Origin of the sequence: Stenotrophomonas sp. TWI809, from assembly GCF_039673205.1 — a bacterium.
Lineage (GTDB): Bacteria > Pseudomonadota > Gammaproteobacteria > Xanthomonadales > Xanthomonadaceae > Stenotrophomonas.
Window position 1 is genome coordinate 77,467 of the sequence record NZ_JBDJLE010000001.1, and the last position, 18,193, is coordinate 95,659.

Annotated in this window: 16 protein-coding genes and 1 pseudogene; 6 read left to right on the forward strand and 11 right to left on the reverse strand. The window is 67.1% G+C overall.

The window, feature by feature from the left end; genetic code table 11:
• Positions 1 to 20 precede the first annotated feature (20 nt).
• From ABE472_RS00350 to ABE472_RS00360, 3 genes are all read right to left on the reverse strand, one after another.
• Positions 21 to 1,028: an alpha/beta hydrolase-fold protein gene (locus ABE472_RS00350; RefSeq protein WP_346464991.1), complete on the reverse strand. Its 1,008-nt coding sequence runs from the start codon at positions 1,026 to 1,028 to the stop codon at positions 21 to 23.
• Between the two features lie 82 nt (positions 1,029 to 1,110).
• Entirely contained in the window at positions 1,111 to 1,926 is an 816-nt protein-coding gene (locus ABE472_RS00355) for a hypothetical protein (RefSeq protein WP_346464993.1), read from the reverse strand.
• Between the two features lie 27 nt (positions 1,927 to 1,953).
• A complete protein-coding gene (locus tag ABE472_RS00360) occupies positions 1,954 to 2,514 on the reverse strand; it encodes a TetR/AcrR family transcriptional regulator (RefSeq protein ID WP_313211030.1) in 561 nt (186 codons plus the stop codon).
• 119 nt (positions 2,515 to 2,633) lie between these two features.
• On the opposite strand from ABE472_RS00360, the gene ABE472_RS00365 reads away from it, so the two are divergent.
• The gene (locus tag ABE472_RS00365; protein ID WP_313211031.1) at positions 2,634 to 3,239 is read left to right on the forward strand and encodes an NAD(P)H-dependent oxidoreductase; all 606 of its coding nucleotides are present in this window, start codon (positions 2,634 to 2,636) and stop codon (positions 3,237 to 3,239) included.
• Positions 3,240 to 3,409: 170 nt separating this feature from the next.
• Here the strand turns inward: ABE472_RS00365 and ABE472_RS00370 are convergent, their stop codons facing one another.
• Together ABE472_RS00370 and ABE472_RS00375 are read right to left on the reverse strand one after the other, a co-directional pair.
• Positions 3,410 to 4,855, reverse strand: coding sequence for an amidohydrolase family protein (locus ABE472_RS00370; protein WP_346464995.1), 1,446 nt, complete (start codon positions 4,853 to 4,855; stop codon positions 3,410 to 3,412).
• A gap of 113 nt (positions 4,856 to 4,968) precedes the next feature.
• Positions 4,969 to 5,574 (reverse strand): glutathione S-transferase family protein, encoded by a 606-nt coding sequence (locus ABE472_RS00375; RefSeq protein ID WP_346464997.1) that lies wholly within the window; start codon positions 5,572 to 5,574, stop codon positions 4,969 to 4,971.
• A 114-nt stretch (positions 5,575 to 5,688) separates the two neighbouring features.
• Between ABE472_RS00375 and ABE472_RS00380 the strand changes: the two genes are divergently transcribed.
• On the forward strand, positions 5,689 to 6,684 hold the full coding sequence (locus ABE472_RS00380; protein ID WP_346464999.1) for a YafY family protein: 996 nt from the start codon (positions 5,689 to 5,691) through the stop codon (positions 6,682 to 6,684).
• 51 nt (positions 6,685 to 6,735) lie between these two features.
• The gene (locus ABE472_RS00385) at positions 6,736 to 7,629 is read left to right on the forward strand and encodes a LysR substrate-binding domain-containing protein (protein WP_346465001.1); all 894 of its coding nucleotides are present in this window, start codon (positions 6,736 to 6,738) and stop codon (positions 7,627 to 7,629) included.
• Here the strand turns inward: ABE472_RS00385 and ABE472_RS00390 are convergent.
• The 6 genes and pseudogenes from ABE472_RS00390 to ABE472_RS00415 all read right to left on the reverse strand — a co-directional run bounded on the left by ABE472_RS00390 (position 7,622) and on the right by ABE472_RS00415 (position 14,933).
• Complete coding sequence (locus tag ABE472_RS00390; RefSeq protein WP_019184750.1) at positions 7,622 to 7,894, reverse strand: hypothetical protein; 273 nt, start codon at positions 7,892 to 7,894, stop codon at positions 7,622 to 7,624. The two genes, ABE472_RS00385 and ABE472_RS00390, sit on opposite strands and share 8 nt — an antisense overlap.
• A gap of 97 nt (positions 7,895 to 7,991) precedes the next feature.
• Complete coding sequence (gene crcB / locus ABE472_RS00395) at positions 7,992 to 8,390, reverse strand: fluoride efflux transporter CrcB (protein WP_265307908.1); 399 nt, start codon at positions 8,388 to 8,390, stop codon at positions 7,992 to 7,994.
• Complete coding sequence (locus ABE472_RS00400; protein WP_346465004.1) at positions 8,390 to 9,691, reverse strand: replication-associated recombination protein A; 1,302 nt, start codon at positions 9,689 to 9,691, stop codon at positions 8,390 to 8,392. Before ABE472_RS00400 ends, crcB begins: the two co-directional genes overlap by 1 nt.
• Before the next feature lie 95 nt (positions 9,692 to 9,786).
• Complete coding sequence (lolA, locus tag ABE472_RS00405; protein ID WP_259260883.1) at positions 9,787 to 10,425, reverse strand: outer membrane lipoprotein chaperone LolA; 639 nt, start codon at positions 10,423 to 10,425, stop codon at positions 9,787 to 9,789.
• Positions 10,426 to 10,532: 107 nt separating this feature from the next.
• Positions 10,533 to 12,497 (reverse strand): annotated as a pseudogene (locus tag ABE472_RS00410) (DUF3857 domain-containing protein).
• Between the two features lie 78 nt (positions 12,498 to 12,575).
• A complete protein-coding gene (locus tag ABE472_RS00415) occupies positions 12,576 to 14,933 on the reverse strand; it encodes a DNA translocase FtsK (RefSeq protein WP_121036781.1) in 2,358 nt (785 codons plus the stop codon).
• A gap of 255 nt (positions 14,934 to 15,188) precedes the next feature.
• On the opposite strand from ABE472_RS00415, the gene trxB reads away from it, so the two are divergent.
• The 3 genes from trxB to aat all read left to right on the forward strand — a co-directional run bounded on the left by trxB (position 15,189) and on the right by aat (position 18,139).
• Positions 15,189 to 16,151, forward strand: coding sequence for a thioredoxin-disulfide reductase (gene trxB / locus ABE472_RS00420; protein WP_102788476.1), 963 nt, complete (start codon positions 15,189 to 15,191; stop codon positions 16,149 to 16,151).
• 114 nt (positions 16,152 to 16,265) lie between these two features.
• Positions 16,266 to 17,393, forward strand: a complete 1,128-nt coding sequence (locus ABE472_RS00425) for a GNAT family N-acetyltransferase (protein WP_346465007.1) — start codon at positions 16,266 to 16,268, stop codon at positions 17,391 to 17,393.
• On the forward strand, positions 17,390 to 18,139 hold the full coding sequence (gene aat / locus ABE472_RS00430) for a leucyl/phenylalanyl-tRNA--protein transferase (RefSeq protein ID WP_346465009.1): 750 nt from the start codon (positions 17,390 to 17,392) through the stop codon (positions 18,137 to 18,139). Before ABE472_RS00425 ends, aat begins: the two co-directional genes overlap by 4 nt.
• Positions 18,140 to 18,193: the final 54 nt, after the last annotated feature.

Consider the following 18,193-nt stretch of genomic DNA (forward strand, 5'->3'; position numbering starts at 1 on the left):
CTGCCTGGGTAACGAAAAAATCAGGGGGCCGGCGCGGGTGTGCCGCTGCGATCGGTGATGCCATACAACTGGCTCAGCGTCGCCTTGAGCGATGCCGGCAGCATCGGCCCATGGCCAAGGCCGGGGAACTCGCGGTACTGCACGGTCAGGCCCGGCACCTTGGCCAGGCGGGCGGCCAGCTGCTGCGCTGCATCGGGCGTGGCGCCACCAATGCGGCGCAGATGCGCGACCACGCGCGGATTGGTCATGTCACGCACGCCCCGGTTGCCGGTGCGCTCGTCGCCACCCAGCATCACCGTGACCTGGGCCGGCTGGCCCTGGGCGTTGGCGATGAACTGGCGCTCCATGTCGCCCAGCGGGGCGCCCTGGTTCCACCACAGTGACGGGCTGGCCGACACGTAATGCTGGAACGCGGCCGGCCGGGTATACAGCGTGCTGACCACGAACAGGCCGCCCAGCGAATGGCCCCACAGCGACTGCTGCTGCAGATCGATGCGGGCACGGCGCTGCACTTCCGGCTTGATCCGGCGCTCGATCAGATCCAGGAACGCATACGCACCGCCACCGCTGGACTGCGACGTGCCGTTCTCGTCGTCGGCGGTATCGATCCACGCCGTGTAGTCGCGCGTGCGCGCCGGGGAATCGATGCGCAGATCGTTGTCGTAGCCGATGAACACCAGCACCGGCGCGGCATGCGCAGCCAGATCGGCAAGCATCGCCTGGTCGAGCACCATCGCCGCGGCGTTGCCATCGAGCATGTACAGCACCGGTGCCGGCGTGGCCGAGGCCTTGGCCGGCACACCGACATTCACCCGCCAGCGGCGGGCCTTGTCGGGGCTGTCGAGCACGAAGTGTTCAAAGCGATAGCTCTGCGCCGGCTGATCCAGCACCGTCTCACCGACCTTCTGCTCGGGATTGCGCTGCTGCGCCGAAGCGGGCGACAACGCCGCCATGCCGATGGCGGTCGCTACGCCCAGCGTGCGCAACCACGGCGATACGGAAGAGATCAGCGACGACGAAACAATCATGACTACCCGGAGCGAGGGACGGTGCTATCGCGCCAGTGTAACTCAAATGAGAATGGGTATCACTGACGTTGCGCCACCCGGTTCAGCGCGCGCAATCGCCCGAGGCCTTGCGCGCCGCACCTACCGTCGCGCCGCCCTTGCCACTGGCGGACATCCAGCCCTGCAACGACATCGCGTCCGGCACGCCCTCCGCCATGGGCGCCGCAGCGATCACCAGTTCGCGCGATGTCCCTACCGGGTCCAGTTCGGCCAGGCGTGCTGCCTTGTCACCATCGGTATTGACGATGTCATCCGGACCGGAGGACGGCGTCCGGGTGGTGTTCTCCGTCTTGGTCATCTTGATCCGGATCTCGCCGCCGGCCACATGAGTCACCGCTACCGCGTACAGCTCCTTGCCATAGGCCCAGGACGTCTCGCGCTGCGCTGTCGATGTCTGTCCTTCGGCCGGCAGCGCCAGGGCATCACCCGTGATCCCCTGCACCATCGCCATCCCGCCCATCACCGCCATGTACATGCCGTATGCGCGCATCTGCTTCTCTTCCTGGGTCTTCGCCGCGGGCGCGCCCGGCCAGTTCGCCTCGAGATTCAGATGTGCTTTGCCCTTGCACAGGGTCAGCACGACCGGCTGACCCTCACCGTCGCCGAGGCTGATCAGGCTGTCGCCGTTGCGGAACTGCTGCACACGCCCGATCAGTGATGCGCCGCTCACCGGCACCTGGTTGACCTGCACACTCGAGGCCGCCTCCAGGCGCGCATTCAACGAAACCGTCGCAGCGGTCGCAGGCAACGTCGCACCGATCGCGGCAGCAAGTACAAGAACAGGCAGGAAAACGCGCATGGCATCCAGTCCAACAAGGCGGGACATCATACGCGCCCTATCCTCGGCGGCGCCGCGCATGACACTGCCAAACAGACGGTAGAACGCTCAGCCGCGCGCAACCATCGCGGCGATCGTCGCCGCCAGTTCGCGCACGGCCTGCTCAGGGGTGATGTCGCCCGTCGTCGCCGCATACGAGAGCCCTTCGGCCGCGCCGAGCATGCCCCATAGGCCTGCCAAGGGCAGCGCGCCGGCCGGTGCAAACGGTGAGAGCAGCGCGCGGCACTGCTCGAGAAACACCACGTCGTACTCGCGCTTGATGCGCGCCAGCTCGGGCGAGCCGGCCAGCGCGGCGATCACGCCGGGAATCTCACGCCCCTGCTTCATCACACAGGCCACGTAGGCATCGGCGATGACCTGCGCCTTCTCCGCAAGCGTCGAACCGCTGTCGGCAAACCGCGCGTCCATCACCACGCCCTGGCGCGCATCGAAATCCTGGTACAGCGCCGCCAACAGTCCGGCGCGGGTGCCGAAATGGTCATACACCACCGGCTTGGTCACCCCGGCCTGCTCGGCAAGGCGCCCCAACGTCAGTGCGTCAGTACCCTCCTCGCGAATCAGACGCCAGGCCACCTCCAGCAACTGGCGCAGGCGGTCGTCGCGGCTCATCCGGCGACGAGGGGTGGCAGAGGCAGGATCGTGCGGACTTGACATTGCTATATACCAATCGTAACTTACGAGTCGTAACTTACCAAAAGTATACAGCCTCCGCCTCTTTCTGGAATCCCATGCACACCTTGATCGTCACCTCCCATCCCGACCCCGACGGGCTGACCCACGCCGTCGCCCGCCGCATTGCCGACGGCATCGCCGAAACCGCCGGCGCGACAATCGAACTGGCCGACCTGACTGCAGAGGGCTTCGACCCCCGCTTCACCCAGGACGACCTGAAGGGCCATCATCGTCAGGCGCCCTTTCCCGCCGATGTTCTGGCCGAACAGGCCCGCCTGGACCGGGCTGACGCGCTGGTCCTTGTGTTTCCGGTCTACTGGTGGAGCATGCCGGCGCTGATGAAGGGCTGGATCGACCGGGTCTTTACCGGTGGCTGGGCCTACGACGACAGCAGCGGCCAGGGCGTACTCAAGAAACTCGGGCACCTGCCTGTCCACCTGGTCGGCCTGGGTGGCGCCGATGAGCGCACGTGGCACAAGCGCGGCTATACCGAGGCGATGAAGACCCAGATCGACACCGGCATCTTCGACTACTGCGGCGCGCCGGTGCTGTCCTCCACGCTGCTGCTGGAAACAGATGCGGGCGATGCACAGACCCATCTGCAGACGGCGCATGCGCTGGGGCAGCGCATTGCCATCACGCCCGGCGCGGCAGCCCACTGAGCCGATCCGGTGCAACGGCAGGTGCAGCAGACCACGCTCGCCGATGGCAGCGCGACCGCGCGCTTTGCCGACGGCCGCACCGTCAACTGCACCTCGCTGACATTGCCGCAGCCCGGCGCATTGTCCAGGCCGGAGCGCGCCCACCACGCCGGTGAGCGCGCTCGCCTCCATTACTCCTTCGTTTCTTCCGCCTTCCAGGCCGCGACCTTCGCCCTGGTCTGGGCCAGCAGCGCATCCAGCGCCTTGCGGTCATAGCCTTGGCCACGCAGCACCACGTACTGGATGCTGCGTGTGGCCTCGATGTCTTCCAGCGGATTGCGCTCCAGCAACACCAGATCGGCCGCCTTGCCCGGCGCGACCGCACCGTAACGATCCAGCGTGCCGAACCAGGCCGGGCCCGCGCGCGTGGCCGCCGAGAGTGCCTGCGCTGGGGTCAGCCCTTCCTTGACGAACAGTGACAGTTCGTCATGCAGGCCGATGCCGGGGTAGTTGAACGAGTTGAGGAAGCCCGCATCGGTGCCGGCCATGATCGTGACCCCGGCCTGCTGCAGCATCGGCAGCACCGCGGCGACCTGGTGGTACTCCTGATGCCGCGCCTGGATCTGTGCCGGCGTGGCCTTGGCCGCACGCTCGACGCGCCAGGCGTAGGTGGCCTGCAGCTTTGGGCCGATGTAGGCCAGATAGGGATCGTCGCGATGGTCGTCCTGGTCCAGGAAGTCCAGGATGCGCCCGCCATTGAGGGTCGGCGTCACGAACACCCCCTTCGCTGCGAAACCGCGATAGGCGGCCATGGCGGTGTCACGGTCGAAGCCCGCATCCAATCGTGCGTTGGCCTGCGCGCGATCGATGCGCTTGGCCGCGAAGTCCGCCGCAATGGCGGCCTCGTCCTTGACGCCGGCCTTGTAGGCATAGTCCAGATGCTCGATGGAGCTGATGCCGGCATCGACGGCCTGCTGGACGGTCAGTGCCATCGGGATATGCCCGGACGCACGCAACCCGTTGGCGCGCGCGCCACGTACTGCGGCCAGGAACAACTCAGGCGTCAGCGTGCTGTCGGTGATCTTGACGAAATCGACGCGGTCGCGCTTGAGGCGCACGAACGCCGCATCCAGATCCGCCTGCGAACCGACTTCGATGGTGCCTTTCCAGACCGGCTTGATGCCTTCGATCTTGGCACCCGAGGTGAACAGCTGCGGGCCGGCCAACTGGCCGCTGGCGATCTCGCCGCGCCACTGCAGCACCTGCTCGGGCAGATCGCCGGACGCGTCACGGATGGTGGTGATGCCATGGGCGATGTACAGCGGCAGCAGCGCCTTGTTCTCTTCGATCAGATCCGGGCCGCCCCCGAAATGCACGTGCATGTCCCACAGGCCCGGAATCAGATAGCGCCCCTTGCCGTTGACCTCCTCGCGGGCCTTCCACGCCTTGCGCATCGCACGATCGCTGCCCATCGCCACGATGTCCTGGCCGCGTACCACGACGGTCTGGTCCGGCACGGTGGAGGCATGCTCCACATCGACCACGGTCGCATGCCGGATCATAAGGTCGGCCTGCTCGGCCGCGAACGCGGAAGGGGCCAGTGCAAGCAGCACCGGAAGGGCAAGACGCAGGGACATGGGCAGTGCACCGGAAAATGGAGAACCGGGCCACCTTACGGTCGGGCCCGGTCCATTCACCAGTTAAATTTTGGAATGCGCGTCATGCACATTCCCGATACACAGTGCCCCGCTCAGACCGCGCCCTGCATCGCCGGCCGCGCCTGCACCTGTTGCAGCCAGGCGGCCACCGCCGGGTGCGCCTCCACCGCAGCGCCCAGATACGTGCCATAGCCGACCACCTGGCCAACCACCAGATCCACCAGCGAGTAAGCCTCACCGAGCATCCAAGGCTGCTGCGACAGGCGCGCCTCCAGCAGGTCCAGCAGCGCGGTGGCGGTGCGGATTGCGGCGGCGGCATGGTCGGCATCGCGCAGCGCATCGTCCGAGGTGGCCAGCCACACGCGACCGATCACCGCGCCATAGGTGACATACGCCCAGGTGCACCAGGACATCGCCTCCAGGCGCGCCGGCGTACCGTCGTGCGGCCACAGACCCTTGGCCACGCCGAAGTGCTCGCCCAGCCACAGGTGGATCGCCAGGGCTTCGAACATCGGCGTGCCATCCACCACCAGGCACGGCACCTTGCCGTTGGGATTGATGGCCAGGTAGTCGGCCGTGCGCTGCTCGCCGGCGCGGATGTCGATCCTGACCCGCTCATGAGGGACGGCCAGTTCGGCCAGGGCGCAGGCGATCGGGGTGGCGCTGGACATCGGGTGCCAATAGAAGACGAGGGACATCTGGAACTCCTTGAGTGTGGTCAGGGGTGCGACCGAAGTGGTCCTGCACCGTGGCCTCAAGGCTAGCCACCCTTGCGGACAGAACCCGCCCGCAATGGCTGCTACGCTTTCTCGATGCTGACCGCCTCCGCCCGCCTGCTGAGCCTGCTGTCCCTGCTGCAATCGCGCCCGCATTGGGGCGGCGGCATGCTGGCCGAGCGCATGGGCATCCATCCACGCACGCTCCGCCGCGACATCGACCGGCTGCGCCAGCTGGGCTATCCGATCCACGCCAGCACCGGTGTCGCCGGCGGCTACGCCTTCCGCCCGGGCCGGGCCCTGCCACCGCTGCTGCTGGACGACGATGAAGCGCTGGCGGCCGCAATCGCGCTGCGCACGGCGGTGACCGGCACCATCAGCGGGATCGAGCAGACCGCGATCACTGCGCTGGTCAAGATTGAACAGGCGATGCCACCGCGCCTGCGGCCCCGGCTGGAGGCACTGCGCTCAGCGATCCTGCCCACCGATCAGATCGGACCGTTGGTCGATGCCGGTCGGCTGACCGCCCTGGCCGCTGCCTGCCGCGACCAACTGCAACTGGCCTTCGAGTACATCGACCGCACAGGTCAGCCGAGTTCTCGCCAGGTGGAGCCCCAAGGCGTGGTGCACACGGACCGGCGTTGGTATCTGGTCGCCTGGGATCCTGCACGCGACGACTGGCGCACCTTCCGCATCGATCGCATCACCAGCACGCCCGTGGTGGGCGCGCATTTCGCGCCGCGCGCCGGGCCCGGCGAAGGCGATCTGCGCCAGTGGGTCGCCCAGGCACTGTCGCTCGGGCAGTACCCCGACGAGGCGCGGATCATCCTGCACGCGCCCTTGGCTGCCCTGCGCCAGCAGATTCCCGCATCGGCTGGCGTACTGGAGGTCGTGGATGCGGGGCGTTGCCTGCTGCGCTGCGGCGCCAACCCGCTTGGCTCGGTGATCTATTGGCTGCTGGCCATGGACCTGGAGTTCGAGGTACTGGGCCCACCAGCGCTCATCGAGCGACTTCGCCAGACCGCCGGACGGGTGGCCCGCAGCCTGACGCAGCGCCCTGCCGATGCCGAGCCGATGCCCACGGGCGATTAGCCGCCCTGCATTGCCATGGCGGCCGCTGCCATTGCGCTCCACAATGGCAGCATGACCGCCAGTGAAAAACCGAATCGCACCCTGTTCGATCTTGATCTGCTGCGCGCGATGGTGATGGTGGCCGATTGCGCCAGCTTCACCACCGCCGCCGCACGCCTGCACTCCACCCAATCCACCATCAGCCAGAAGATCCGCCGGCTGGAGGAGATGGCGGGCCATCCACTGCTGGTGCGCGGCAACCGCGACGTGCACCCCACCGATGCCGGGCAGCTCGTCCTGGGCCACGCGCGTCAGCTGCTGGCGCTCAACGATCAGCTGCTGGAAGCGCTGGCCGGCACCACGGTGGCCGTCACGGTGCGCTTGGGCGTGCCGGAGGATTTCGTCAGCGCCGCGACCACCCAGCTGCTGGGCGCCTTCAACCGCGAGCACCCCCAGGTCAAGCTCGAAGTCACCAGCGGCCTCAGCCGCGACCTGGCCAATGGCTACGATCACGGCGAACTGGATCTGATCCTGGTCAAGCAGCGCCGCAACAGCCGCGCCGCCGTTGCCTCCTGGCCGGAGACCATGGTCTGGATCGACAGTGCCCGCAATGGCTGCATCGGCCTGGATCCGGTGCCATTGGTCACCTTCCCGCCGCGCGGGCTGTATCGCGACGACATCATCGATGCCATCGAAGCACTCGGCCGCCGCTGGCGGATCAGCTTCACCAGCTCCAGCCTGAGTGGCATCCAGGGCGCGGTAGCCGATGGCATGGGCATCAGCCTGCTGCCGGCACGCGCCCTGAGTCGCGATCACACCGTGCTCGGCGCCGAACAGGGCCTGCCGCCGATCGATACGTTCGAGATCGCCCTGCTCCATCGCGCCACCGCCGACCCGCTGGTCAAGGCGCTGGCACTGCGCTTGGCCGAGCTGCTCAACCAGGAGCGGGCGGGCGCGCTTACTTGAGCTGCAGCGGGTAGCGCTGCCAGAGCACGTGCACCAGGAAACCGGTCAGCTCCGGGTCCTTGCTGGTGATCGAGGCACGGATCTTGTCCAGCAGCACCATGTCGCTGCAGTTGCGCACATCGGCGTGACCGGCCTGGCCGGCGCGGCGCGCACGGTAGCGGGCCGCACGCTGCGCATCGGTCATCGCGTAGCCGAACGTGGGCGGACGGCCGCGCTTGCGCGGCAGCGTCAGTTCCAGTGTTCCGGGGTCTTGTTCATCGCGCATGACGGACGAGGATGCAAACGGGGGCGCGCACGATATCGTGAGACATCACTTTAATCCAGCGTTTTCCGTGGATTTCTGCGATGGCGGCGTGTGAACCTCAGCGCCACGCCTCGGCCACGCGCGCGCCAGCCCACACCAGCAGCATGCCGCCGAGCAGACTGATGCCCAGATACAGCGGCACCATCAGGCTTCGATCCGCGCGGGTAAACACCAGCGACTCCAGCATCATCGACGAAAACGTGGTCAACCCGCCCACGATCCCCACGATCAGAAACGCGCGCCAGTACACCGCGGCCGTGCCCCGACTCTGCAGCCAGATCATCACGTAACCCGCCACAAAGGCACCCACCAGGTTCACCGTCAGCGTGCCCCACGGGAAGCCAGTGCCGAACTGGCGCAGCATCGCATCGCCGATCATGAAACGCAGTGCCGCGCCCAGTGCGCCACCGGCCATCACCAGCCCGAGCTGCTGCCACCACAGGCCGATGCCGTCCATCAGTCCGCGCCCTTCTCCGCACGCGCCTGTGCACGCGCTGCACGCAGCCGGTCCAGCTTCTCTTTCAGTTTGATTTCCAGCCCGCGCGGCACCGGTTCGTAATAGACGCGCTCGCCCATCGCATCGGGGAAACCGGTCTGATCCAGCGCAATCCCACCGTCCGCGTCGTGATCGTATTGATAGGTCTTGCCGTAGCCCAGCTCCTTCATCAGCTTGGTCGGCGCGTTGCGCAGGTGCAGCGGCACCTCCTGGGTACCGGTCTCGCGCACTTCCTGCTTGGCCTTGTTGAAGGCGGCATAGCCGGCGTTCGATTTGGCGGTACTGGCCAGATACAGCACCAGCTGCGCGAACGCGAGCTCGCCCTCCGGGCTGCCCAGCCGCTCGTAGATGTCCCAGGCCTCCAGCGCCATCGACTGCGCGCGCGGATCGGCCAACCCGATATCCTCGATCGCCATCCGGGTCAGGCGACGTGCCAGATACGACGGATCACAGCCACCATCGAGCATGCGCGTCAGCCAGTACAGCGCGGCATCCGGGTTGGAGCTGCGCACGGATTTGTGCAGCGCCGAGATCTGGTCGTAGAACTGCTCGCCGCCCTTGTCGAAGCGACGGGTGCGATCGGCCAGCACCTGCACCAGCATCTCCGGACTGATCCGCCCGCCGTCGCCAGTGGCCAGCTCGGCCGCGATCTCCAGCAGGGTCAAGGCCCGGCGCACATCGCCATCGGCGGCGGTCGCGATCTCCAGCAACGCCTCCGGCGCGACCTGCAGCTGCTCCGCGCCCAGGCCACGCTCGGTGTCCTGCAGCGCACGCTCCAGCGCCTCCACGATGTCCGCTGGAGAAACCGACTCCAGCACGTGCACGCGGCAGCGCGACAGCAGCGCCGAGTTCAGTTCGAACGAGGGGTTTTCGGTAGTGGCGCCCACGAACACGATGGTGCCGCGTTCGATATGCGGCAGGAACGCATCCTGCTGGGCCTTGTTGAAGCGGTGCACCTCGTCCACGAACAGCACCGTGCGGCGCCCCTCGACGAAGCGCTGCGCGGCCTCGGCCAGCACCTGGCGCACCTCCGGCAGGCCGGACAGCACGGCGGAGATCGCACGGAACTCGGCATCGGCGTAATGCGCCAGCAGCAGCGAGAGTGTGGTCTTGCCGCAGCCCGGCGGACCCCACAGGATCATCGAGTGCACATGGCCGGATTCGACCGCCCGGCGCAGCGCACTGCCCGGTGCGAGCAGGCGCTTCTGGCCCACCATCTCATCCAGCGTCTGCGGGCGCATCCGCTCGGCGAGCGGACGCATGTTGTCCCGATCCACGGTCAGCAGATCGGGCCCATTGAAAGTCGTTCGGTTTCTGGCCACGTCTCTATTCTATCGCGGCCGAACGCCCGCGGCCGTTACTCGCCGATGACGTCCACACCCTTGGCCGGGGTGAAGCTGAAGGTGCCCGAGGCGAAGCTCGGGTTGCGCTTCCAGCCGGTGAAGCTGATCACCGTGCGCTGGCCCACCGCATCTACTACTTCCATGCGGGCCAGGCCCTGGCCATTGAAGCCCAATGCGGCGTACTGGAAGGCAGTGTCGGTCTCACGCTTCGGGCTCAGCGACAGCCACTGCAGGCCATCGCGTACGGCGGCCTCTTCGCTGACGTCGTACTGCTTGTCCAGCAGGGCCGGATTGATCAGCGCGGTCAGCGGGCTGTTCTGCTCTTCCTGCCCCTGGGGGCGCACGCTGGCCTGCTCCAGGTCCGGCTCGTAGACCCAGACCTTCTTGCCGTCGGCCACGATCAGCTGCTCATGCGGCTTGATGTACTCCCAGCGGAACAGGCGCGGCGCGGACAACGCAACGCGGCCGCTGGTGGTTTCCTTGACCTTGCCCTTACTGTCGAACACCTGCTGGCTGAACTGCCCGTCCAGGCCCTTCAGGCCCTGGGTGAAGCGATTGAGTTCATCACGGGCGCCTGCCCAGGCCGAAGCCGAGCCGACACTGGCCACGACCAGGGTGGCGGCAAGCAGGGAGCGGCGGAAGGTGGTGTGCATGCGAGGTATCCAGGCGAATGGGAAGGATGGGAGGCAGTGTGCCCATTCAATCCTGAATGGGCGATCAGGGGCACATTATGCGCTGGAAGCCGCTTGCCTAACGCGGTTTACGGCCCGGCCTGCACCGTCTTGAGATCCCCATACACCACCTGCCCGCGGAAGCCGCGACGGACCTGCTGGTACAGCTCACGGAAGGCGGCGTAATCCTGCGGCTGGCACAGCGCATCCGCCCCACGCACGGCCCGCTGGTGCAGTCGATGGTGCGCGGTGATTACCTGCCCCTCGCGCGTCCAGTCCACCAGATACTCACCCGCCGCATTGGCGAAGTGCTGGCTGCGCGGGATCGCTACGATCGGCACGTTCGCCGGGAACGTCAGCTGGTAGCGCTCATCGCGCAGACTATCGTTGCAATAGAACGGCGTGGCGTTTTCCGGCGCCGACGTGCTGGCATACAGGTCACGAAACGATTGGCTGCCCGGTGCGTCAGGCAGCACCATCCCGCCGACCACGCCAAAATCGACGTAGTCGCTGGCCAGGAAGTCATAGCGGAAGTTGAACGGCCGGGTCAGGTCCTGCGGGTCACCCAGCAGTGTCAGTGCGCCACTGCCGTCGAAGCCGGAGGCGGCCATCATCGATTCTTCGGCACGCGCCCGGTTCTGCGCGTTGAGCCGTGCGAAAGCACCGCGCATGCCAATTTCGGTCACGCCGCTGGGATGCAGCACGGTCTGGCCAGACAGATTGCCCGCCGGATCGAACCGGAACGCCGCCTCGATCCCGGTGCCGTTGCGCGAGGCATCGTTGGCGGGGGTGCGCGCCACCACGGCCTGACGGGTATGCAGCACCGGCGCGCCAAGATCGCCCTCGGGCAACTGGCCAACACGCGCATAAGGCGCGGTCGAGTCCAGGTACAGGTCGAACTCGGGGATGTAGGTGATGGCGTGGTCGAAACGGCCCAGCAGCGGAATCGCCGGCAGCGTCGGCCCACCACCGGCACCGATCAGCACCGGCGTGCTCTGGATGCCACGCGCTGCCAACAACGCCTCCAGGATCACGACATGGTCTTTGCAGTCGCCGTAGTGGTTGTCGAGGATGCTCTGCGCCGGGTTGGGTTCCAGCCCGCCGTTGCCGAGGTACACCGCCACGTAGCGGATGTTCTGCGCCACCCAGCGGTACAGCACGGCGGCCTGCTCGCGACGGTCGGTGATGCCACGGGTGAGCTCGTCGGCCAGCGCCTGGATCTGCGGCGTGACAGCGGCGGCCTCGCCACCCTTGAGCTGGTAGGCCAGCGCCACCTGCGACCAGTCACGGTACGTACTGGCCATGATGGTGGGGCTCTACTCCCACGCGGCGGCGGACCAGTTCTGCGCCTTCAGCGGATCCGTGCGCCGGTACGTCCATTCCCAGCGTGCCATGCCATTGCGCACACGCGGCACCTGGCTGCCCTGCACGCCCCGCTGCTCCACCTGCATGGGCAGATCGGCAGGCGCGCTCAGGGTCACGCGGGCATCGTCGTACTGGGTGAACACGCTGAAGGTTTCCCACAGGCCGAAGTAGCCCGGGAAGTACGGCGTGTTCTGGGTGCGCCGGGTCTGGTAGACCACGCGCGTGCCGGGCGCCAGATTCGGGAAGACCACCACGCGCACCTTGCGGTCGGCGTACATCGCCGCGGCCGCGCTGGAATAGCTTTCCTGCGTGTAGATGCGGTCGGCCGGCACGTCCCGACGCTGGCCATCGGCGGTCAGGGTGTAGGCCTGCAGCACCTCCAGCGTTTCCATCTTCTCGCTGTAGCTCAGCCGCACCTGGCTGAACTGCTCGACCGCCGATGTGGTCTTGAGCAGGATCTCGTACGCTTCGGTCTGCGTGTTGCCCGCATCCGGGCGCACCACGTAGTCGGCGCGATAGCGCACGAAGCTGAAGTTATTGTTGGCCTGCGCCTCAGCGCCTGCGGGCGGGCCGCCCTGCCCGCCCGGGCTGGTCGGTGCTGCGGGTGTCACGGGTGGCGGCACGGGCTGGGCATCGGCCAACGCCACTACGGGCGCGAGCGTCATGGCGCCCAGCATCGTCCAGATCATCGGCTTCATTGCAGGTTCCTTGTGCTCGGCAACACCCGGGCCGCGCCCGGGCTCTACGCAGCCAGGCCGGGCCCGGCGTTACTTGGGCGGGGGCGGCGCCAGCACGCTGCGGTCGCCGTTGTGCTCGGGCGGGCTGACCACGCCAGCCGCCTCCATCGCTTCGATCAGGCGCGCGGCACGGTTGTAGCCGATCTTCAGGCGACGCTGCACGCCGGAGATGGAGGCACGACGTGTTTCGGTGACGATGCGCAGGGCCTCGTCGTACAGCGGATCAGACTCATCGCCGCCACCGCCGCCTGCCTCGGGCAGGCCACCGGGGCCGACCACGACGCCATCGCCCATCATCTGCACTTCGTCCAGCACGCCGGTGATGTAGTCGGTCGGGCCGCTGGCCTTGAGATGTTCGACCACGCGGTGCACCTCCTCATCGGAGACGAACGCACCGTGCACGCGGTCCGGCAACGCGGTGCCCGGCGGCAGGTACAGCATGTCGCCGTGGCCCAGCAGCGTTTCCGCGCCGGACTGGTCCAGGATGGTCCGCGAATCGATCTTCGAGCTGACCTGGAAGCCGATACGGGTCGGGATGTTGGCCTTGATCAAGCCGGTGATCACGTCCACCGAGGGGCGCTGGGTGGCCAGGATCAGATGGATGCCGGCCGCACGCGCCTTCTGCGCCAGGCGCGCGATCAGCTCTTCCACCTTCTTGCCGACGATCATCATCATGTCGGCGAATTCGTCGATGAAGATGACGATGAAGGGCAGCGTCTCCAGCGGGCGCGGGGCCTCGCCGAGTTCCGGGTTGGGCTTGAACAGCGGGTCCATCATCGGCTGCCCGGCGTCCTGGGCATCCTTGACCTTCTTGTTGAAGCCGGCCAGGTTGCGCACGCCCACGGCGCTCATCAGCTTGTAGCGCCGCTCCATTTCGGCCACGCACCAGCGCAGGCCGTTGGCGGCCTCCTTCATGTCGGTGACCACCGGCGCCAGCAGATGCGGGATGCCCTGGTAGACGCTCAGCTCGAGCATCTTCGGGTCGATCATCAGCATCCGCAGGTCTTTCGGCGAGGCCTTGTACAACAGGCTCAGCACCATCGCATTGACCGCCACGGACTTGCCCGAACCGGTGGTACCGGCCACCAGCAGATGCGGCATGCGTGCCAGGTCGGCCACGGTCGGGCGGCCGGCGATGTCCTTGCCCAGCGCCAAGGTCAGCACGCTGGCCGACTTGTCGTATTCCTTGGAGCGCAGCAGCTCGGACAGATAGATCATCTCGCGGGTGACGTTGGGAATCTCCAGACCCACCACCGATTTGCCCGGGATCACATCGACCACGCGCACCGACTTCACCGACAGACCGCGCGCGATGTCCTTGTCCAGCGAACTGATCTGGCTGACCTTGATGCCAGGGGCCGGCTCGATCTCGAAACGGGTGATGACCGGGCCGGGATAGGCACCCACCACCTGTGCATCGATGCGGAAGTCCTTGAGCTTGAACTCGATCTGGCGCGAGAGCGTCTCCAGCGTGCCTTCGTCGTAGCCCTTGGGCTGCGGCTTGGGATCATCCAGCAGCGCCAGCGGCGGCACATCCGAGCCATCGCCATTGACCCCGCGGAACATGGGAATCTGGGTCTCGCGCTTGGCGCGATCACTCTTCTCCAGCACCGGCTCCGGGCGCGGCTCGATCTTGACCGGCTCGCGCTTGGCGCGGACCTCGGCGTCGACCTTGCGCACTTCCTGGCGTTCCTCGCGCATCGCACGGGTCTGCTGCCACTCGGTGGCCTGCTCTTTCTTCTTGTTGAACAGCGGCGGCAGTGCCAGCACCCAGTTGCCGATCTTCTCCATCACCACGAACCAGGAAATGCCCGTGGCCAGCGTGATCGAGGCCAGCAACAGGACCAGCACGAAGAGGTTGGCGCCCAACGCGCCGAAACCGACGCTGAGCGAGCTGCCCACCAGCTTGCCGAGGATGCCACCGGCATGGGCCACATCGGCCACGAACAGGCGCAGGTGCAGGAAGCCGGTACCGGCGATCAGGAAGCCGACCAGGCCGACCAGGCGCAGCGCCGGATCCAGATCATGCTCGCCCTTGGCCTCGCGCTTGAGCCCGAACATCGCGATCCAGGCCAGTGCGCCCAGCACGATCGGCAGCACGAAGGCCATGTAGCCGAACAACTGCAGCAGGACGTCGGCGATCCAGGCACCGGCGCGACCGCCCATGTTGTGGACCGGGGCAACCACGCTGCCGGTATGCGACCAACCGGGGTCGGTGGCCGAGTAGGTGAACAGACTGGCGACCAGATACAGCAATGCCGGGGCGACCGCGATCAACCCCAGGTCGCGCCACAGGCGCTGCCGGCGCGGATTGTCCTCGCCAGCCGGTTTGCGCGGCGCTGCCTTGCTGTCGGACGCCTTGGCTCGTTCCGGGACCTGTTTCGCCACCTTAGACCACACCTTGGGAATGCACTGTTAGTGCTTGATAATAAACGACTGGGCTGCGCTTTTCAGTCCCTTCGCACACCGGCCCCGCCATCGCCGTCAAAAACCCGGCGGCGCCGATGTCCCGATACCCGATGGGTCGCCGCGTTCCACTGCGCGCCTTGAATCGCCCCGCCCCTGCCGCCACTCTATGACTTCGCTCGGACGCCGCGCAATCACCCTGCCAGCGCCCCGCCCTACCTTCTATTGCGAGCTTACATGAGCAACTCCAAGCACTCCCGCCTGTTGATCCTTGGTTCCGGCCCGGCCGGCTGGACCGCCGCCGTCTACGCCGCGCGCGCCAACCTCAAGCCCGTCGTGATCACCGGCCTGCAGCAGGGCGGCCAGCTGATGACCACCACCGAGGTGGACAACTGGCCTGGAGATGCGCACGGCCTGATGGGCCCGGACCTGATGACCCGCATGCAGGCGCACGCCGAGCGCTTCGAGACCGAGGTCATCTTCGATCACATCCACACCGCCGATGTCTCCCAGCGCCCGTTCAAGCTGATCGGTGACAGCGCCGAGTACACCTGCGACGCCCTGATCATCGCCACCGGCGCCACCGCCAAGTACCTGGGGATTCCCAGCGAAGAGGCCTTCAAGGGGCGCGGCGTGTCCGCCTGCGCCACCTGCGATGGCTTTTTCTACCGTGACCAGGACGTGGTCGTCGTCGGCGGCGGCAACACCGCAGTGGAAGAGGCCCTGTACCTGTCCAACATCGCCCGCAAGGTCTACCTGGTCCACCGCCGCGACACCCTCAAGGCGGAAAAGATCATGCAGGACAAGCTGTTCGCCAAGGTCGCCGCCGGCAAGATCGAGACCGTGTGGCACCACCAGGTGGACGAAGTACTGGGCAACGACGCCGGCGTGACCGGTGTGCGCGTCAAGTCCACGCTGGACGGCAGCACCCGTGACATCGAGGCCCATGGCTTCTTCGTGGCGATCGGCCACCACCCCAACACCAGCCTGTTCGATGGCCAGCTGACCATGAACAACGGCTACCTGGACATCCGCTCGGGCCTGGGCGGCAACGCCACCCAGACGTCGGTGGAGGGCGTGTTCGCCGCCGGCGACGTGGCCGACCAGCACTACCGCCAGGCGATCACCTCGGCCGGCTTCGGCTGCATGGCCGCGCTGGATGCCGAGCGTTATCTGGATGCGAAGGGTCAGGCGAGCTGATCTGCCGCCCGTATCGCGCAGCACACGAAGGCCGGTGAATCATTCACCGGCCTTTTTACTGACCGGTACGTTCCGCACGCCCTGCGTCCGTCCCGCCTGCTCTATCCTCTGCCCATGCCCGATCCACGTTTCCTGCATCGCCTGTCCGATGTCCCCGCCGCTGCCTGGGACGCCCTGCACGACGGCCGCAACCCCTTCCTGTCGCATGCCTTCCTGGCTGGTCTGGAAGAACACGGTTGCCTGCGCCCGGAGTGGGGCTGGCGCCCGCGCCACTTCACCCTGTGGGACGGGGACACCCTGGTCGCGGCGATCCCCGGCTACCTCAAGGACAACTCCCACGGCGAGTTCGTGTTCGATCACGCCTGGGCCCACGCGTACGCCCAGCACGGGCTGGACTACTTCCCCAAGTGGCTGGGCGCGGTGCCGTATTCGCCGGTGACAGGCCCGCGATTGCTCGCCCGCACGACAGAAGATCGTGGCGCGCTGCTGGCAACGCTGGCGGGCGAAGTGGCGCGCCTGGGCTGGCCCTCTGCCCACATCAACTTCCACCCCGCCGACGAAGACCCCGCCTTCAGCCCGGACTGGCTGCTGCGCGAGGACATCCAATTCCAGTGGCACAACCCCGGAAGCTGGGAGACCTTCGACGACTTCCTCGGCGCGATGGACCACAAGCACCGCAAGAACATCCGCCAGGAACGGGCCAAGCTCGCGCGCAGCGGCGTCACGTATCGCATCGTGCATGGCGATGAGGCGACCGAGGCCGATCTGCGCGCCATGCACGGCTTCTACCTGCAGACCTTCGCCGAGTACGGCAACTCGCCCGCGCTGACGCTGCCGTTCCTGCAGCATCTCGCCCGCACGATGCCGCGCGCGCTGGTGATCTTCCTGGCCGTGCTCGATGGCGAGCCGGTCGCCGGTGCGCTGTGCCTGCGTGGCGCAGACACGCTCTATGGGCGCTACTGGGGCGGCGCCACCCTGCCCGGCCTGCATTTCGAGACCTGCTACTACCAGGGCATCGCCTACTGCCTGCGCGAAGGACTGGCCCGCTTCGAGCCCGGCGCCCAAGGTGAGCACAAGCTGGCGCGCGGCTTCCTGCCGCACCGGGTGCGCAGCCGGCACTGGATCGCCGAGCCCGCCTTTGCCGAGGCACTGGTTGCGTGGTGCGCACAGGAGCGCGCCGAGGTCGCCCACTACGCACGTGTACTGGCGTCGCACAGTCCGTTCAAGGCCGACCTGGCATGACCCGCCGGCTGCCCTGGCGCCTGGACGATGCGCCGGACGCTCCCTTCCCGCCCGCGGAGACCGCGCTGCGCGATCCGGATGGCCTGCTGGCGCTCGGCGGCGACCTCTCGCCGGTGCGGCTGCTCAATGCCTATGCCGGCGGTATCTTTCCGTGGTTCTCCCAAGGCCAGCCGCTGCTGTGGTGGTCGCCGGACCCGCGCATGGTGTTCCGTACCGACGGCGTGCACCTGTCCAGCCGCTTTCGCCGCTCGCTCCGGCAGAGCACCTGGACGCTACGGGCCGACACCTGTTTCGAGCAGGTGATCGATGCCTGCGCGGCCAGCCCACGCCCCGGCCAGGACGGCACCTGGATCACGCGTGACATGCGCGACGCCTACGTCGACCTGCACCGTCTCGGCTTCGCGCACTCGGTGGAGGTGTTCGATGGCGATGCCCTGGTCGGCGGCATCTACGGGGTGGCGATCGGGCGGATGTTCTTTGGGGAGAGCATGTTCAGTGCGGTCTCGGGCGGCTCCAAGGTCGCCCTGGCCGGGTTGGCCCATCGGCTGGCCAGCTGGGGGTGGCCGCTGATCGATGCGCAGGTCGAAAATGACCATCTCCTGCGCATGGGCGCTGAGCACTGGCCCCGGCAGCGTTTTCTCGCACTGGTCCGTGAACAGGTCCAACAGCCAGCCGCCGCAGGCGATTGGGTGGATTTGTTCGGCACACTGGCCGCCGCCGAAATCGCCGATCCGGACCGGCCTTAACCAAAACTTTGCATCAAACGCCCGACGCGCGTAAAATGCCCGCTCTTCAGGCCA

Bases quoted from the DNA above. Each gene is read 5' to 3' on its own strand.
- ABE472_RS00400 (WP_346465004.1), bottom strand. From the start codon at position 9,691: ATGCGTCCGCTCGCCGAGCGGATGCGCCCGCAGACGCTGGATGAGATG.
- crcB (WP_265307908.1), bottom strand. From the start codon at position 8,390: ATGGACGGCATCGGCCTGTGGTGGCAGCAGCTCGGGCTGGTGATGGCC.
- ABE472_RS00355 (WP_346464993.1), bottom strand. From the start codon at position 1,926: ATGCGCGGCGCCGCCGAGGATAGGGCGCGTATGATGTCCCGCCTTGTT.
- ABE472_RS00375 (WP_346464997.1), bottom strand. From the start codon at position 5,574: ATGTCCCTCGTCTTCTATTGGCACCCGATGTCCAGCGCCACCCCGATC.
- ABE472_RS00360 (WP_313211030.1), bottom strand. From the start codon at position 2,514: ATGAGCCGCGACGACCGCCTGCGCCAGTTGCTGGAGGTGGCCTGGCGT.
- ABE472_RS00380 (WP_346464999.1), top strand. From the start codon at position 5,689: ATGCTGACCGCCTCCGCCCGCCTGCTGAGCCTGCTGTCCCTGCTGCAA.
- lolA (WP_259260883.1), bottom strand. From the start codon at position 10,425: ATGCACACCACCTTCCGCCGCTCCCTGCTTGCCGCCACCCTGGTCGTG.
- aat (WP_346465009.1), top strand. From the start codon at position 17,390: ATGACCCGCCGGCTGCCCTGGCGCCTGGACGATGCGCCGGACGCTCCC.
- ABE472_RS00390 (WP_019184750.1), bottom strand. From the start codon at position 7,894: ATGCGCGATGAACAAGACCCCGGAACACTGGAACTGACGCTGCCGCGC.
- ABE472_RS00350 (WP_346464991.1), bottom strand. From the start codon at position 1,028: ATGATTGTTTCGTCGTCGCTGATCTCTTCCGTATCGCCGTGGTTGCGC.
- ABE472_RS00385 (WP_346465001.1), top strand. From the start codon at position 6,736: ATGACCGCCAGTGAAAAACCGAATCGCACCCTGTTCGATCTTGATCTG.
- ABE472_RS00425 (WP_346465007.1), top strand. From the start codon at position 16,266: ATGCCCGATCCACGTTTCCTGCATCGCCTGTCCGATGTCCCCGCCGCT.
- trxB (WP_102788476.1), top strand. From the start codon at position 15,189: ATGAGCAACTCCAAGCACTCCCGCCTGTTGATCCTTGGTTCCGGCCCG.
- ABE472_RS00370 (WP_346464995.1), bottom strand. From the start codon at position 4,855: ATGTCCCTGCGTCTTGCCCTTCCGGTGCTGCTTGCACTGGCCCCTTCC.
- ABE472_RS00365 (WP_313211031.1), top strand. From the start codon at position 2,634: ATGCACACCTTGATCGTCACCTCCCATCCCGACCCCGACGGGCTGACC.